Source organism: Calothrix anomala FACHB-343, from assembly GCF_014696435.1.
Taxonomy (GTDB): domain Bacteria; phylum Cyanobacteriota; class Cyanobacteriia; order Cyanobacteriales; family Nostocaceae; genus Aulosira; species Aulosira anomala_A.
This window is the reverse complement of the sequence record NZ_JACJQG010000066.1, coordinates 1-17,670: the sequence shown is the minus strand read 5'-3', so window position 1 is coordinate 17,670 and position 17,670 is coordinate 1. Positions and strand designations below refer to the sequence as shown.

12 protein-coding genes are annotated in these 17,670 nt (G+C 41.9%); 9 read left to right on the top strand and 3 right to left on the bottom strand.

The genetic code is table 11. From position 1 onward, the window contains the following. The first annotated feature begins 178 nt into the window (after positions 1 to 178). On the top strand, positions 179 to 1,501 hold the full coding sequence (trmFO, locus tag H6G08_RS28755; protein WP_190549337.1) for an FADH(2)-oxidizing methylenetetrahydrofolate--tRNA-(uracil(54)-C(5))-methyltransferase TrmFO: 1,323 nt from the start codon (positions 179 to 181) through the stop codon (positions 1,499 to 1,501). Here the strand turns inward: trmFO and H6G08_RS28750 are convergent. Both H6G08_RS28750 and H6G08_RS28745 read right to left on the bottom strand, forming a co-directional pair. Next, positions 1,498 to 2,649 carry a DUF3466 family protein gene (locus H6G08_RS28750; RefSeq protein ID WP_190549335.1) on the bottom strand — a complete coding sequence of 384 codons (1,152 nt, stop codon included), beginning with the start codon at positions 2,647 to 2,649 and terminating at the stop codon, positions 1,498 to 1,500. The genes trmFO and H6G08_RS28750 overlap by 4 nt on opposite strands. A 473-nt stretch (positions 2,650 to 3,122) precedes the next feature. After that, positions 3,123 to 5,570 carry an ATP-dependent Clp protease ATP-binding subunit gene (locus H6G08_RS28745; RefSeq protein ID WP_190549333.1) on the bottom strand — a complete coding sequence of 816 codons (2,448 nt, stop codon included), beginning with the start codon at positions 5,568 to 5,570 and terminating at the stop codon, positions 3,123 to 3,125. 292 nt (positions 5,571 to 5,862) lie between these two features. On the opposite strand from H6G08_RS28745, the gene H6G08_RS28740 reads away from it, so the two are divergent. After that, the gene (locus tag H6G08_RS28740) at positions 5,863 to 6,159 is read left to right on the top strand and encodes a DUF3288 family protein (RefSeq protein WP_190549331.1); all 297 of its coding nucleotides are present in this window, start codon (positions 5,863 to 5,865) and stop codon (positions 6,157 to 6,159) included. Between the two features lie 105 nt (positions 6,160 to 6,264). Here H6G08_RS28740 and H6G08_RS28735 read toward each other — a convergent pair whose 3' ends face one another. After that, the gene (locus tag H6G08_RS28735; RefSeq protein ID WP_190549329.1) at positions 6,265 to 8,265 is read right to left on the bottom strand and encodes an ATP-binding response regulator; all 2,001 of its coding nucleotides are present in this window, start codon (positions 8,263 to 8,265) and stop codon (positions 6,265 to 6,267) included. Positions 8,266 to 8,452: 187 nt separating this feature from the next. Here H6G08_RS28735 and H6G08_RS28730 point away from each other — a divergent pair, with 187 nt between their 5' ends. The 7 genes from H6G08_RS28730 to H6G08_RS28700 all read left to right on the top strand — a co-directional run bounded on the left by H6G08_RS28730 (position 8,453) and on the right by H6G08_RS28700 (position 17,595). Next, entirely contained in the window at positions 8,453 to 9,556 is a 1,104-nt protein-coding gene (locus tag H6G08_RS28730) for a glycosyltransferase family protein (protein WP_190549327.1), read from the top strand. Between the two features lie 149 nt (positions 9,557 to 9,705). Beyond that, positions 9,706 to 10,479 (top strand): SDR family oxidoreductase, encoded by a 774-nt coding sequence (locus tag H6G08_RS28725; RefSeq protein WP_190549325.1) that lies wholly within the window; start codon positions 9,706 to 9,708, stop codon positions 10,477 to 10,479. Positions 10,480 to 10,833: 354 nt separating this feature from the next. Further along, a complete protein-coding gene (locus tag H6G08_RS28720; protein ID WP_190549323.1) occupies positions 10,834 to 11,229 on the top strand; it encodes a VOC family protein in 396 nt (131 codons plus the stop codon). 799 nt (positions 11,230 to 12,028) lie between these two features. Beyond that, entirely contained in the window at positions 12,029 to 15,700 is a 3,672-nt protein-coding gene (locus H6G08_RS28715) for a PAS domain S-box protein (protein WP_190549321.1), read from the top strand. Between the two features lie 333 nt (positions 15,701 to 16,033). Continuing rightward, on the top strand, positions 16,034 to 16,630 hold the full coding sequence (locus H6G08_RS28710) for a MiaE family protein (protein ID WP_190549319.1): 597 nt from the start codon (positions 16,034 to 16,036) through the stop codon (positions 16,628 to 16,630). Between the two features lie 20 nt (positions 16,631 to 16,650). Further along, positions 16,651 to 17,055 carry a VOC family protein gene (locus tag H6G08_RS28705; protein ID WP_190549317.1) on the top strand — a complete coding sequence of 135 codons (405 nt, stop codon included), beginning with the start codon at positions 16,651 to 16,653 and terminating at the stop codon, positions 17,053 to 17,055. Between the two features lie 24 nt (positions 17,056 to 17,079). Next, the gene (locus tag H6G08_RS28700) at positions 17,080 to 17,595 is read left to right on the top strand and encodes a leucine-rich repeat domain-containing protein (protein WP_190549315.1); all 516 of its coding nucleotides are present in this window, start codon (positions 17,080 to 17,082) and stop codon (positions 17,593 to 17,595) included. The last annotated feature ends 75 nt before the right edge of the window (positions 17,596 to 17,670 follow it).

Genomic DNA, 17,670 nt, shown 5'->3' with positions numbered 1-17,670 from the left:
TGCGCCAACCTCCGCGTTCCTTTGCGTTTAAAAATTGATGAACTTATGCAAAACGGTACTTATTTTTCATCATCCACGAATTCGTAGAGTGTGCCTAAGTCCTAAATCATTTATCATTACTATATATAAATAATCCCAGCAAAGCGGATTTAATAATTTAGGAATCGACATTGTAACTATGACTCAACAACCGATACAAGTAATTGGAGGTGGACTAGCTGGAACAGAAGCAGCATGGCAAATAGCCCAAGCCGGAGTACCGGTGATTTTGCACGAAATGCGGCCGAAACGCTTTAGCCCTGCCCATCATACAGAACATCTGGCAGAATTAGTCTGTAGTAATTCCTTTGGTGCAATGGCGAGCGATCGCGCTACTGGATTATTACATGAAGAACTGCGGCAACTCAATTCCATTGTCATAGCTAAAGCCGATGAACACGCAGTTCCCGCCGGTGGTGCTTTAGCTGTAGATCGTGGACAATTTAGCCAAGAGTTAACCGAAACTCTATCCCACCATCCTTTAGTTGAATTTCGTCGCGGTGAAGTCCCAGCTATCCCTGAAGGAATTGTAGTTTTAGCTACAGGCCCCTTAACGAGTCCCGACTTAGCAACAGATATCCGCAGCTTGACGGGGATGGAATACCTCAGCTTTTTTGATGCCGCTAGCCCGATTATTGTGGGAGAATCGATTAACCGCGATATTGCTTTTATGGCTTCTCGCTACGATAAAGGCGAAGCAGCTTATCTCAACTGTCCCATGAATAAAGAGCAATACCTGCATTTTTGGTCAGAACTCAAGCAGGCGGAACAAACAGAATTAAAAGATTTTGAACGAGAAACGGCGAAATTCTTTGAAGCTTGTCTCCCCATTGAAGAACAAGCGCTGCGGGGTGAGGATACGATGCGTTTCGGCCCCTTAAAGCCAGTAGGATTATCTGATAGCCGCACCGGGGAACGTCCCTATGCTGTGGTACAGTTGCGCCAAGAAGACAAAGCCGGTCAACTGTGGAATATGGTAGGATTCCAAACTAATCTGCGTTGGGGCGAACAAAAGCGCGTCTTCCGCTTAATTCCCGGCTTAGAAAATGCTGAATTTGTGCGGTTGGGAGTGATGCACCGCAATACATTTATTAATGCACCCCAATTAATGCACCCAACTCTGCAATTTAAACAGCGTCCGACTTTATTAGCCGCCGGACAATTGATTGGGACTGAAGGCTACACGGCGGCGGCTGCTGGTGGTTGCTTGGCAGGAATTAACGCCGCTAGATTAGCTTTAGGGAAAGAAACTTTAACTCTGCCACCAACAACGATGATGGGGGCATTATTTGAGTTTATCAGTTCGGCATCCCCGAAACACTTCCAACCAATGCCGCCAAATTTCGGTATTTTCCCGGAATTAGGCGTAAAAATCAAGAATAAACAGGAACGTTACGGCAGATACCGCGATCGCTCTTTAACTGATTTAGCTAATTGGAAAACCGATCAATTGTCAAATTAACCTTGGCTGAGGCCATATTGGCGACGACGCAAATACAATAAAGCCGCCCCCGCAATTATACTACCGCCGATGGTCATCGGTTCTGGTACTGATTGCGGTGATTTAGGCGTTAATAAAAAGGCGCGATAGTCAAATGAACCAAATCTGCTATATCCGACAATTTGACCTTGGTTATTAATCGCTGTCGCCACATTTAGCCGCCATTCTGAGTTAGGGTCAATGAGAGTATTTAAATCTACAATGCCAGTACTCTCACTCCATAAAAAGGCGGTACTGTAGGGTACAGATGCCACCCCGACAACTTGACCTGCATCATTGATGTCATAAGCATAGCTAGCGGTGTCATCAGGCGATTCAGGAATTCGGCCGGGGAGTGCGCCGAGGTCGATCGCGCCTGTACTTTCACTCCACAAAAAAGCGCGATCCCTGTAATATTCATTGATGTTACCTGAATAACCTACTACTTGACCAAGATTATTAATCGCCGCCGCAGAACTGAAATCTTTATTTGGCAGCGTGCCCAGGTTTTGCATACCTTGAGTTTCATTCCACAAAAAGGCGCGATTATCAGAATTTCCCACTACTTGACCTGCATCATTTATGTCAGCCGCACTACTGGACGATCCACCACCCAGAGTACCAAGGTTAGTCATACCATTATTGCGGTTCCATAAAAAAGCGCGATTACCCGAATTACCCACTACCCAATCTTGATTATTGATAGCGATCGCCTCACTACTAGACTGATTGGGGAGAGTACCCAAATCTACCATCCCTGTGTTGCGATTCCATAAAAAAGCGCGATTATCCGAATAACCTACCACTTTACCTGCATTATTGATACCATTGGCAACACTATTATCCTTTCCGGGGAGAGTACCGAGATCGTTAATACCCGTGCTACTTTTCCATAAAAAGGCACGATTCAGATAATCGCCGAAATAACCTACTACCTCGCCGCGATCGTTAATGTCATAGGCATAACTAAAAGGTTCACCTAGACTACCTAACTCGGTGACATCATACATGACTGCTGCCATTGCTGAGGCGTTTATACCCAATGACATTGCCGCCGTACCGCCTAATAATAAAGTGAGATTTTTGACCTGACTTTTAACTATTGTTTTTAAGTTGGTAATAGAAGTCATGTAATTCTCTCCTGTAATTGCTGGGAAATTGGGCTATCTTGAATAAATGCTCTTGATCAAACAACCTCTAAAGATATATTCACTTGTATTGAATATTTCACCCTGCTGCCAGTTAATCTACATACCTGGGAGAGATTTTTATCAGGAATCATCTGATTTAGTAACCTGCATCAATAATTTGTAATTCGTCATCAAACTTATTACAAAACTCCTAATCTTCACCTTCTTCTCTGCGCCTCTGTCTTGAAAAGTTCTGATCGGAGGAAGCCTCCGCTCAGACTTTTCGCTGCGCCTCTGCGTGAGACAAAAAAAATCCCTGGTATTTCTACCAGGGTTTGAAAGAGCTATTACCATTTCACTTCAGTTCTATCAAGGATACTCCTCTCTTGCTCTTCTGCGGCAGGCAGGAATGTGGAATGGTTCTCATATGTTACCGCAAAAGTGACATGGTATAAATCAATGCAAATTTACCATTAGCCAACATTTGCCAGCAGTAACTCCCGTTGCTCTGATTTTTGGATGTGTACCTGTCCGTCGTCGTTGACATCAGCAATGGCTGTGTCACCAGTGACGATTTGACCAGATAGCAAAGCTTCCGCGAGGGAATCTTCCAACAGGCGCATAATCGCACGACGTAATGGTCTGGCACCGTAGCTGGGGTTGTAACCTTCTTGAACTACCAGTTCCTTGAAGCGGTCTGTAACTTCTAAGGTAATTCCTTTTTCTGTCAAGCGACCAGCAACTTCGCGCAGGAGAATCTCAGAAATTTGCTTGACTTCATCCTTGGAAAGTTGGGTGAAGACGATAATGTCATCGAGACGGTTGAGGAACTCTGGACGGAAGTAAGCTTTGAGTTCTTCATTTACCAAGTTACGGATGCGGTTGTAACTAGCATCGGCTTGGTTGTCGAAGTCGAAGCCTAAACCACCGCCACCTTTTTCAATTACCTTGGAACCGATGTTAGATGTCAAGATAATTAAGGTGTTCTTGAAGTCTACTTTTCGACCTTTGGCATCAGTAAGATGACCGTCATCTAACAGTTGCAGCAGCATATTGAATACATCGGGGTGCGCTTTCTCGATTTCGTCGAAAAGCAACACTGTGTAGGGTTTGCGGCGCACGGCTTCTGTTAGTTGTCCGCCTTCGTCGTAGCCTACGTAACCAGGAGGTGAACCAATGAGCTTGGATACTGTATGGCTTTCCATGTATTCGGACATATCGAGGCGAATCATGGAGTCTTCGGAACCGAAGAAGTAAGCTGCTAAGGCTTTGGCTAGTTCTGTTTTACCTACTCCAGTAGGGCCGGAGAAGATAAAGCTAGCAATTGGGCGATTAGGACTCTTTAAGCCGACTCTAGCGCGACGAATGGCGCGAGAAACGGCGGTAACTGCTTGTTCTTGACCGATGAGGCGCTGATGCAGGGTATCTTCCAGATGCAACAGTAACTCAGATTCGGATTCTGTGAGTTTGTTGACGGGTACGCCAGTCCAGGAAGCGACAATTTGAGCGATGTCTTCTTCATCAACGACTGGTGTTTTGGCGGGTGTACCACTTTCATCGCCGTTGAGTTTGGCTTGGAGTTCTAATTCTTGATCCCGCAGCTTTCCAGCTTTGTCGAAATCTTGCAGTCTAACTGCTTCTTCTTTGGCTTTGGTAACACCAAGAAGTTCGCGCTTGAGTTCTTTGTTAGTAGAAATCTGGGAGTTGCGCAGACGCACGCGAGAACCGGCTTCATCAATCAAGTCTATGGCTTTATCTGGCAAAAAGCGATCGCTAATATAGCGGTCGGACAATTGTGCAGCTGCTAATACCGCAGCGTCGGAAATTGTCACTTTATGATGTTGCTCGTATGCTCCCCGCAAGCCGTAAAGAATTTCAATGGTTTCTTGAACTGTGGGTTCGCCGACCAGAATCGGCTGAAAACGCCGTTCTAAGGCTGCATCGCGCTCAATATGCTTACGGTACTCATCTAAGGTGGTTGCACCAAGACATTGCAGTTCACCTCTAGCTAAGGCTGGTTTAAGGATATTGGCTGCATCTAATCCGCCTTCTGTACCCCCCGCACCAACTAAGGTGTGAATTTCGTCAATCACGAGGATGATATTGCCAACGGAGCGAATTTCCTCAACGATTTTCTTGATCCGTTCTTCAAAGTCACCCCGGAAGCGAGTTCCGGCGACTAGCAAGCCCATATCGAGGCTGATGACTTGCTTGTCTTGCAATACTTCGGGTACGTCTTGGTTAATTATCCGTTGCGCCAGTCCTTCCGCGATCGCAGTTTTACCAACTCCCGGTTCGCCAATTAATACGGGATTGTTCTTACTGCGGCGACCGAGAATTTGAATTGTGCGTTCAATTTCTTTATCGCGCCCTACAATTGGGTCTATTTTGCCTTCTTGCGCTAGTTTGGTGAGATTTCTGCCAAATTCTTCCAAACTCAGTGGTTGATTGCGTTTTTGACTACCACCAGCAGCGTATACAGTCGCATTTTCACCTAAATAACGGATGACTGCACTACGGATAGTTTTTAGGTCAACGCCTAGATTTTGCAATACTTTGGCGGCTACACCTTCGCCTGCTTCAGTTAAACCTAAAAGTAAGTGTTCTGTATTAATGTAGTTGTGCCCCAGACTATGAGCTTCTTTAAATGATTGCTCAAATAGGCTTTTTACTTTAGGAGTAAAAGGAATTTCCGGTGGTACAAAACCAGAACCCCTACCAATAATTTTTTCGACCTCGCGACGTGCATCTTTGAGATTTACGCCCAAATCGGTCAGTACTTTAGCAGCAACCCCAGTTCCTTCTCCCATCAGCCCGAGGAGAATTTGCTCTGTTCCTACAAAGTTATGTCCCAGGCGACGTGCTTCCTCCTGAGCTAGCATTATTACTTTAATTGCTTCGGAAGTGAAGTGTTCAAACATAGCGGGTTCTTGCTCCCTTGCTGCTTGTACTTTGGGTGAAATACTCTTCACCCTTATCTAAAGTTTCATGTATTTTCTTAATGACAATGTATCTTTATTTAAAGTTGAATGACAGTAGTGAGAGCCGTAAGATTTCGGGTGGGGTTGCCGTCGTTAATTTTTGCCAGAGAATATTGGTGAGGTGAGAAGTTGTAATTATGACAGTGACCTCTTCAGTATGAACGTTTGACTTCTCTAGGCCTTGGCTGTGGGCTAAACTGAAAACTCATGACTCGTAATTGTAGGACTAACGATGGCTGAAGCATCTGGAGGTAAAGACCAACAACATCCTTTGCAAAACCGCGATCGCCCCACTATTGATATTCTACTAGCTCAGGAGGCGACAGACTATAACTTAGCAGAACTTGCTCGGTTGAAAATTCGCTATCAAGGGTTTCCCGGAGCTAGAGAGATTCAACAGGACTTAGATCAAGTTTTGCAACGTTGGGGTTTAACAGAAGCCGAATTATTTGAAAAAACTCGCCAAATCCACGATATAGGCGGAATATACAAAAGTCGCGGCAAGAAGGAAGAGCAGGATTGGAACTAATACCAATTCAAAATTCAAAATTCAAAATTCAAAATTAAGGAATTTCCCAATGCCCAATGCCCCATGCCCAATGCCCCATGCCCAATGCCCAATGCCCAATGCCCACTAAATACTACTTTGCGAATGTTTTGACCCTGCCTCCGCATTTAATATTACCTGTAAACTTGTGAATAGTTCCTGAAATGTATAGGGTTTGGGTAAAAATGTGGTGATACTATCATCCAATGTTGCCAGTAATTCATGATTAGAAGTTAAACCACTCACCACAACAATTTTGACTTCGGGATTAATTTTTTGCAGTACCCGAATCGCCATTGGCCCGTCCATTGATGGCATCATCATATCGATTAAAACAACACTAATCTCTTTTTGATGTTTTGTATATAACGCTACTGCTTCAATGCCATCTTTAGCGACTAAAACTTTGTAACCATTTTTTTCTAAAGCTGTTTTCGTAATTTCCCGAATTGATTCTTCATCATCAACAATGAGAATTAATTCGCCATTTCCTGCTGGTAATTCATCATAGCTAGTTAAGGGATTATCTATTTCTAGGTTCTGACTAGCCTGGAAATAAATTTGGAATTCTGTGCCTTTACCAATTGCACTCATAACTTTGACAAAACCATTGTGGCTTCTGACAATACCCATGACTGTAGATAAGCCCAAACCTGTACCTTGTCCGACTTCTTTTGTCGTAAAAAAAGGTTCAAAAATTCTGTCAATTATTTCTTGAGGAATTCCCTTACCTGTATCGGCTACGCTAATCGTCACATAAGGGCCGACTTGGGCATCCATATTCATGCGCGCGCAGTTACTATCAACCCAGATATTTCTCGCCGAAATTTTCAGTAAACCGCCCTCTGGCATGGCATCACGGGCATTAATACACAGGTTCAATAATACTTGATGAATTTGTGTGGCATCACCTGAAATATTCCACAGACTTTGTTGAGGAATATCTAGATTTACAGCTATAGATTTAGGAAAGGTTTGTTTAACAATTTGTTCAATTTCGGCAATGATATTTTTTACCTGTAATGTGATAAATTTACCTTCAAATCCGCGAGAAAAACACAACACATGTTTGACTAAATCGGCTGCCCGTTTAATATTGGTTTCTAGGATGGCGAGCCATTGTTTACTATTTTCGTCTGCTAGCTTAATTTCTAATAGCTGGGCAATCATTAACATCGGTGTCAGCGCATTATTTAAATCGTGGGCAATTCCGCTAGCTAATGTCCCAATACTTTCCATCCGTTGCGCTCGTAAAAACTGGGTTTCTAGTAGTTTTTTCTCGGTAATATCAGTGTTGACAATTAATATTGATTTTGGCTGTCCCGCCAAATCTGGCATAACTGTCCATCGACTAGAAACGATGATTTCTTTACCTGTTTTAGTTTTTTGATATAAATCACCTTGCCACAAGTCATTTTTAGCCAAACTTTTGTGGATTTCTTGCAGTTGATATAGTGTTTCTGGTTTGTACAGCAGGGTGTTGGCATTTTTAGCGATCGCTTCTGTTTGCGTCCACCCATACAGATGTTCTGAGCCTTGATTCCAAAAGCGAATTTGGTTATTTAAATCTTGGACAATAATGGCATCTGTGGTGATATCTAACAAAGCTGCCTGTTCTTTGATTTTATCTTCTGCTTGCTTGCGTTCGTTAATTTCTGCTGCTAAATATTCATTCTGTTCTGTGAGTTTTTTGGTCAAATTTTGCAAGCGCAGATGAATTTTAATTCTTGCTATTACTTCCTCATTATCTAGGGGTTTGGTAATGTAATCTACTGCGCCTAAATTTAACCCTTTAACTTTATCCACCTGCTCTGCAAGGGCAGTTAAGAAAATCACAGGAATATTTTCCGTAACAGGATTACTTTTTAACCGTCGGCAAGTTTCAAAGCCGTCAATTCCTGGCATTAAAACATCTAATAAAATCAAATCCGGCGAGGCGTTCTCTGCTATATTAATAGCGTTGATACCGTTGTCTGCTACTAATACTTTAAATCCTGTTTCTTCTAAATATTCCAGTAATAATTTTAATTTTTGGTAATTGTCATCTACGAATAATATGACATTTTGCTTGTAACTAATAGCATCCATTCATACCTCAAAAAATACTTTTCAAACTTGACTAATTTATATTAAATTTCAAATTTTATTCTTGGACATATATGCCGAGTAATCAGCATCTACGATCTATATTACTGTGCTTCGTGTATCAAAAGTCAGTTGTTAAATTTTCCCAGACCCAGTAAATTAATTGTGGCCTATAGATACATTCTCTTTGATGGAACGCCCTATTTTATACATGGCCATTACTAACCACGGTTTTGGTCATACGACGCGCATGGCCGCAATCGCTGACACAATTCAAAAATTGTGCCCGGAAGTTCTCCTCATTATGGTGACTACTGCGCCACACTGGTTACTTGATTGCTATATTGACGGCGATTTTATTCATCGTCCTCGGGCTTTTGATTTGGGTGTAGTACAAGCAGATAGCTTGACGATGGATCGAGCAGCTACTTTAGAAAAGTTATTAGAAATTAAAAAAAATCAACATTCTTTGATCGCTGGGGAAGTTAATTTTATTCGGCAAAATTTTGTCCATTTGATTTTAGCGGATATTCCCTTTTTGGCTTCAGCGATCGCTAAAGCAGCAAATATTCCTTGTTGGTCGGTGAGTAACTTTGGCTGGGATTTGATTTACCGGGATTGGGGAGGAGAGTTTTTAGCCATCGCTGATTGGATTAGTAATTGTTATGCTCAATGCGATCGCTTATATCGTCTCCCATTTCACGAACCGATGTCAGCATTCACCAATATTATAGATGTGGGTTTAACAGGTGGTTCGCCGCGTTATGATGCTGATAACCTGCGATCGCATTGGCGGATTACCGCACCTGTAGAAAAAACAATTCTGCTAACCTTTGGCGGTTTGGGTTTACAACAATTTCCCTACGATAACCTACAGCATTTCCCCGATTGGCAATTTATTGTGTTCGATCAATCTGCGCCAGATTTACCTAACTTGGTGAAGATTACCGACCGAAAATACCGCCCTGTAGATTTTATGCCAATTTGCGGGCAAGTTGTTTCTAAACCTGGTTACAGTACTTTTGCTGAGGCTACCAAATTGCAAGTACCGCTTGTTACGGTTACGCGGGAAGATTTTGCAGAAGCCGCTTTTTTAATAGCAGGGTTAGCTAATTATAATCAGCATCAAATCCTTAGCCCAACTGAATTTTTTCAAGGTAATTGGGATTTTCTACGTCAACCTCTATTACAACCCAAGCTATCTCAACCGATAGCCAAAGATGGCAATGAAGCGATCGCAGCTGCTGTCATAGAATATTTTCAAGCTAGTCAATCACGAGAAAATCTCTCTTAAGAGTCAACAGTCAACCGTCAACCGTCAACAGTCAACCGTCAACCCTATTTTCAATTTAACAATCGCAAAACTCCGATCCATAAGTGGAGTTTTTCATTAGTTCCGAATTATTGGACAATGGACAATTGACTCTTGACTCTTGACTAACAATGATTTCCCTACAAAATCAAATCATTCTCATCACTGGCGCAAGTAGTGGTATTGGTACTGCTTGTGCCAGAGTATTTGCTAATACAGGCGCAAAATTAATTTTAGCGGCGCGGCGGCTGGAACGCTTACAGGAACTAGCTGAGACGCTAAAGAAAGAATTTAATACTGAGGTTTATTTAATACAGTTAGATGTGCGCGATCGCGCTGCGGTAGAAGCTGCGATTTCTAGCCTACCTCCCGCCTGGGCTGATATTGACATTCTCATCAACAATGCAGGATTGAGTCGCGGTTTAGACAAGTTACATGAAGGTAGCTTTGCCGATTGGGAAGAAATGATTGATACCAATATTAAGGGCTTACTTTACCTTACCCGTTATGTAGTGCCGGGGATGGTAAAACGCGATCGCGGTCATGTGGTAAATATTGGTTCTATAGCCGGACATCAAACCTACCCCAATGGTAATGTCTATTGTGGGACGAAAGCTGCTGTCAGAGCCATTTCTGAAGGTTTAAAGCTAGATTTATTAGGTACGCCGATTCGCGTCACTTCCGTCGATCCTGGGATGGTAGAAACGGAATTTAGCGATGTGCGGTTTCATGGCGATACCGAACGCGCCAAAAAAGTTTACCAGGGAGTTACGCCCCTAACTCCTGATGATGTAGCAGATGTCATATTTTTCTGCGTCACGCGATCGCCCCATGTGAATATTAATGAGATAGTCCTGATGCCTGTAGATCAAGCTAGCGCCACCCTGGTGAATCGGCGCACGTGAGGAGGTGAGGGGACAAGGGGGACAAATGACAATTGTACAGACGCGATTAATCGCGTCTCTAATAACTATTTTGCGATCGCAGGTAAAAACATCTGCGATTTTTTATTTTCACAAGTTGCAACTCATAATCATTTCGACTATGATTTATTTAGAGTGACGAAATAAATAACCCCAGCGATGGAAAGCCTAGTCATTATGTTTTTAGATACTGGCTTAGAGTAGTGTCTCTAAACTTTCAACATGATGCTTAAAATCTCTTGTTTATCTGCGCCTCTGCGTGAAATTTATTTAAGTTTATTTAACAGCCAAAACAATAATTATTAACCTTACTTTTCTAATTTATCGGAGAAAATTATGAGCATGATTCGCTTTGAACACATCAACCTTTCTTGTAAAGATATCGATGCCACGAAAAACTTTTATCAAACTTTATTCCCAGATTGGTATGTAAGAGCCGAAGGGGTATTCAATGGCGATCGCTGGATGCATTTTGGTAATAACCAATTTTATCTAGCTTTGAATGACGATTCACAACAAGAGCGAGTACATAAACCTTATGAAAGCATTGGTATTAATCATGTTGGCTTTGTAATTGATGATGGCGAAGCTATGCAAAAATTACTAGAAGCTAAAGGAATTGATTATTACACAATGACAGCCGCCGAAACCAAGCATAGAATTTATGTCAACGATCCCGATGGTAATGAAATTGAGCTAGTTGAATATAATCCCGACTATAGCTTGGCTTAGTATGTATAGGCTGGAATTTTGCTGACTTTAGCGAGATTTAGATCCCCGACTTTTTGAAAAAGTCGGGGATCTGGGCAGCAACTTTTGCTAAAGTAAGATTCCTTAAATCTATCATTAGATAGATGCAAAAAGAATAATGCATTTATTCTATATCATAAGGATGATCTACCAGTTTGCAATCTATTAAAATAAAGCGATTAAAGCTAAGATGGTGATATGGAAGCTTAAAAGCTTCAAAGCGCCTATTTTGAGCGTTTTCAGACGCAAGGGAAAAATAGACAAATATCATTAGTAAAAATTAAGAGTAATCCTCAAATCTATAAAAATCAAGCGTGCGTTAGTTGTAAGTCTTAACGCATAAGAATTGTTTTCACAATGGCAAAATCCCGTAACTAAATATGAAAATCTCTCTGCCCCTGTGCTATATTCCCTATTTTCAAGGCATGAGGAAGAATAATTTTGATATTTATTACCTAGTTGATACCTCATTGATTTGCAAAATGCGGTATCAATATTTTGTCTGTGATTTTTGCAACAAAAAAAATTAATATTGGCTTTTTGCATCTGCTTGTAATCTATTGACAAGCAAGGTATTCATAGACATATAAATTTATGTTTTTATGGCGATACAAAATATTTTTGTGAATAGATAACCTAAAAATTAAAGAAGTCAGAGCTAGACTAAACTCGGCTAAAATCTTGAAAATTCCACCTGAAAAATATTGCCAAAGCACAAATTTTCTCTACCCATTTTCATGGTGACTTTTGGCGATCGCAGATAAAAACTATTGAGTATAATATGCAAAATGACCATATCTTCGCATTACCGACTCTCGCACAGGTAATCGATCCCCATCCTTTGACGGTTACACCCGATACTACTGTAATGGATGCGATCGCTTTTATGAGTCAGGCGCGAGATAGAAGTTGTAGTTTAGATGATGGAAAGTCCACATCAACACTGAGTTCTTCCAATTCAGGACTCAATAATTATGTGTTAGTGACAGAACAAGCAAATCTACGCGGTATCTTTACTGAAAGAGACGTAGTCAGACTAATTGCTACAGGGGTAAACTTAGCAAATATTAAAGTTGCTGAAGTGATGACACAACAAGCCATCACCCTGCAATACAGTGCTGCTTACAATGCGGCGATTCCCCTATCTCTGATGCGTCAGCATCAAATTCGCCATCTTCCGATTGTGGATAAGCAGGAAAAATTACTAGGAATTGTCACTCACAACAGCCTGCGTCAAGCGCTCCAACCTGCTAATTTGCTGAAATTGCGCCTAGTTCGGGAGGTAATGCTGACTCAGGTAATTTATGCACCTCATACCGCCTCTGTACTCGATTTAGCTCAATTGATGAACCAGCATCGGGTTAGCTGTATCGTCATTGTCGAACCCCAAGCAGCAGACAACAGTGAATTACTTTACCCCATAGGTATCGTGAGCGAGCGAGATATTGTGCAATTTCGGGCTTTAAATCTGGATTTAGCCCATACCCAAGCAATAACAGTCATGAGTTCGCCTTTATTTACTGTCAAGCCAGAGGATTCAATGTGGGCTGCTTATCAACAAATGCAGCAACGTTATGTCCGCAGATTAGTAGTAACAAGCAATCGCGGCGAACTCTTGGGAATTGTCACTCAAAGCAGTTTTCTCAATGCCATCGATCCCTTAGAAGTATCGAGTGTAATTGTCACATTACAACAGCAAATTGCCGACAAAAGTACTGAACTTGGCCAAGTCAGTCAGCAATTGCAGCAGTTAGAAGTAGAACTGTACCAGAGTAACGAGCGTTTAAAACTAGCCCTAGAGGCTGCTCACGCTGGCTCTTGGGATTGGGACATGGTGACGAATGAGACAATTTGGACACCTTACCATGAGATTATCTTTGGCTATCAACCAGGAACCCCAAACCGCAGTTATCAAGATTGGGCGGATCGAGTTCACCCTGAAGATTGGGAGCATATTAAAGGTTGTATGCAAAAAGCGATCGCCAATCGACAAAACTATATATGTGAATATCGGATAATTCTTCCAGATAATCAGATTCGCTGGGTGAATTCTCGTGGTAGTTTTTATTATAATCTGCATGGGCAAGCAATACGCATGGTGGGAGTAGTAGATGACATCACCGAGCGGAAACTCGCAGAATCAGCCCTCCGTCAAGCCAGTGAAGAATTAGAAATCCGTGTAGCACAGCGAACTGCTGAACTATCTCAAGAAAAACAAGCATTTCGAGCGCTAGCAGACAATGCACCCGATATCATTGCCAGATTTGATTCCCATTTCCGCCACCTCTACGTGAATCAAGCCATTGAAGCGGAAACAGGTTTACCTGTTCATCAGTTTATCGGTAAAACCAACGAAGAGTTAGGAATGCCAGCAGCTCAATTAGCGATATGGAACCAAACCCTGACAAAAGTATTTACCACAAAACAGCCAGAGGAAATAGAATTTGGATTTCCCAGCCCCAATGGTGTGAAATATTACCAAAGTCGTTGTGTGCCAGAATTTGACCAAAATGGCACTGTCGCGTCAGTACTCACAATCACGCGCAATATTACCCAGCAAAAGCAAGCAGAAATTGCCTTGCGCCAAAGTGAAGCCAAATATCGCTGTATTGTGGAAACTGCTATAGAGGGTGTATGGGCTGTAGATGCGGAGGGGAAAACAACCTTAGTTAATCAACAAATGGCCTCGATGTTGGGCTACACCATCGAGGAAATGCAGGGAAAATCGCTGTTTGAATTTATGGATGCACAGGGAAAAGCGATCGCCTTACAATATTGGCAACGTCGGCAACAAGGCATTAAAGAACAGCACGACTTTAAATTTTGCGATCGCAATGGTTGTGATGTTTGGGCGATTGTCTCTGGAACTCCCATGTTTGATGAAAATGGTGAATATATCGGTGGTTTAGCCATGATTACCGATATCACAGGGCGCAAACAAGCAGAAGAGAAAATGTGCGAACAAGCAGCCTTAATTGATATTGCTACAGATGCGATTTTTGTCACCAATCTGCACAACAAAATCTTATTTTGGAGCTTAGGATCTGAGCGCTTATATGGCTTTGATGCCGCCGAAGCTATCAAGAAGACAGCCCAAGAGTTATTTAATGATGATGCATCTCAACTCGCAACAGCAATGAAAACTACTTTAGATAAAGGCTGCTGGCGGGGAGAATTGGAGCAACGTACCAAAGCAGGTACAAAAATTATCGTCGAGAGTCGTTGGACTCTGGTGCAGGAAGAATCAGGAGAACCAAAATCAATCCTGATTGTCAACACTGATATTACAGAAAAGAAGAGTCTAGAAAAGCAATTTTTACGGGCGCAACGTCTGGAAAGTTTGGGAACTCTAGCTAGCGGTATCGCCCATGACCTCAATAATATATTTACACCTATTTTGGCAATTTCTCAACTTTTACCATTAAGAATTCAAACAGTTGATAGCAAAACCCAAGAATTAGTGGAAGTATTAACTAAAAGTGCTAAACGTGGCAGCGACTTAGTTAAACAAATACTCATGTTTGCTAGAGGAACAGAAGGTAAACCCATCTGTTTACAAATTGGACATTTACTTTTAGAAGTAGCAAAAGTTATTACACAAACATTTCCTAAATCTATTGAAATTACCACCAACATTCCTGTAAGAACTTTGTGGATGGTGAAAGGCCATCCTACGCAAATGCATCAGATTTTTATGAATCTTTGTGTCAATGCTCGTGATGCGATGCCCAATGGTGGAACTCTCAATATATATGCTGAAAATCAGTTTATTGATGAAATTTATACCCGGATGGATGTTAATGCCCAGGTGGGAAATTATGTGGTTATTACCATTGGCGATACAGGTACAGGTATTCCCCCAGAATTAATGGATCGGATTTTTGACCCTTTTTTCACCACCAAAGAACCTGGTAAAGGCACAGGATTAGGGCTTTCTACTGTGATTAGTATTGTCAAAAATAGTGGGGGTTTTGTACAAGTATTCAGTCAAGAAGGTAAAGGTACAAAATTTAAAGTTTACTTACCAGCCATAGAACAAGCGAGCGATGAGCAAGTATCATCGACAACAATACCCAAAGGAAACCAAGAGCTAGTGATGATTGTCGATGATGAGGTAATGATACAATTAGCCACCAAAACATCACTAGAACAAGCTAATTATAGAACCTTGATTGCTAAAGATGGTATTGAGGCGATCGCGATTTACGCCCAGCATCAGCAGGAAATTAATTTAGTGTTGATCGATATCATGATGCCGAGTTTAGATGGATTGACAGCTATCCGTACCCTCAAAAAATTAAATCCTCAACTCAAAATCATCGCCACTAGCGGATTACCTACTCACAGTCGCGAAGCTTTAGCAGCTGGTGCGCAAGAGTTTTTAGCCAAACCCTACACAGCCGCAGATTTATTCAGTACTTTATCTGAGTTAATCGCTAAAAAATTGCAGTAGTTGATCCATCGATTAACCAACAAACCGCCGTCACCCTAGAAGGGTGCGGCTAACCGAACAAAGCCTGCCTCTGCAGGCTAAAGAAATTGAGCCTGCAGAGGCAGGCTTTGTAGCTTTAGCCCCAGGCTTATAGCCTGCGGGCGATCTTTCGGGCAAGCGAGACAAGTGTTTAGATCAACATTGAGGGTTTTAACCCACCATTCCCCAGCAGTATCCTTCAAGAAGTCGGGGATCTAGGAACTCGCACTCTTTAGCCCAATCGCCCCAGACCAGATTAAAATCAATGTGCTGGGCTATCTCAGCTACATTGAGATATCTGGAGTTTGTCATCCTGTGCTTACTGAATTACCAAAAATCAACGCCCTCAAACAACCTACCAGTTCCGCTTGGGTAGAACAAGCGATCGCTAATTTAGATATAATTTTGCTCGACCATTCCCACTGCGAACGTAAAGCTGCGGGGGTGGCATTAAATTTTATGTTTCGCTACCCTTCCAATGCGAAAATGGTCAGAGAATTAACTGCGATCGCGCGTGAAGAACTAGAACATTTTGAACTCGTCAACCAGTGGCTAGAACGCCGCAACATACCCCTCGCACCCTTACCACCACCACCTTATGGCGCAGGTTTAAAAGCACAAGTTCGTCCCCAAGAACCAGATAGATTTTTAGATTCCTTACTCGTTACCGGATTAATAGAAGCACGCAGTCACGAACGCTTAGGATTATTAGCTACACACTGTCCTGAGCCAGAATTAGCCAAGTTTTACAAAGGTTTGATGGCATCTGAAGCCCGTCATTTCGGTACTTATTGGGTACTAGCCGATACTTACTTTGACCGTGAAATTGTCATGCAACGGCTCGATGAACTCGCAATAGTTGAAAGCGAGCTGTTAGCAAAATTACACTCAGAGCCTAGAATTCATAGTTAGTAAATTAACGTACTTGAATTATGAAACTTCAGTTAACACACCTCAGACTACTCGTATCCAATTATAAAGAGACTTTTTTGTTTTACCGGGATCTACTGGGATTGAAAGTAGATTGGGGTGATGAAGAAACTGGATATGCCGAGTTTAATACCGGATCTATTCAGCTAGCTGTATTCAAAAAAGAATTCATGGCTCAAGTCATCCCCAGCATCAATCAGCCTTCATCCTTTGCTAGTCAAGATAAAACATCCTTAATTTTTGCTGTCGATAACGTCGATGAAGTTTATCAACGGCTTAAAGATCATAATGGCATTCTTATGGCTCCACCTACAGATCGTCCAGACTGGGGAATCCGCACAGCTCATTTTCGCGATCCCGATGGCAATTTAATTGAGATATACACCAACTTAGGCATCCTTAGTTAAATTTTCTTTGCCAGCTACTAGCCAATGTCTGAACTACAGCCAAATCAGAGTCCGAACTTTCGCCGCTTTGCAGATTGGTGTTTACACAAAGATAGCCTCTCACCCAAAGCCAGACATACAGTTGAGCAACTGTTGGCGGAAGTTATTAGTTCTGATTGCTACCAAGCAGAGCAACAACTTGCAAGCCTTATCAGACTGAGGCTATACAATGAGGAAATTTACGATATAAATCCACTGTCTACATTAACCAATCTGGCTTACTTAGAGTTAACTAAGAATCACATTTGTGACATTAGTCCATTATCTAGTTTAAGTAATCTGCGTCACTTGGCACTCGGTCATAATCAGATTACTGATTTTAGTCCGTTGTCTAGTCTACCTAATTTAACGAAGTTATTTGTCTGGCGTAATAAAATCAATGTGGATTTGAGCCAATTTTCCTCACTTATTAATTTGACTCTACTAGATGTTAGTTACAATCAAATTTCTAGTTTGAGTCCACTATCTAAGAGGATGTTTGAAAAGTCGGACAGATTGTAAAAAAGCTCTCTCGGTATACGCTGTGAATAGATAGTAGACAGCACCGAGAGAGCAACATGAGTAAAGCATATCCCA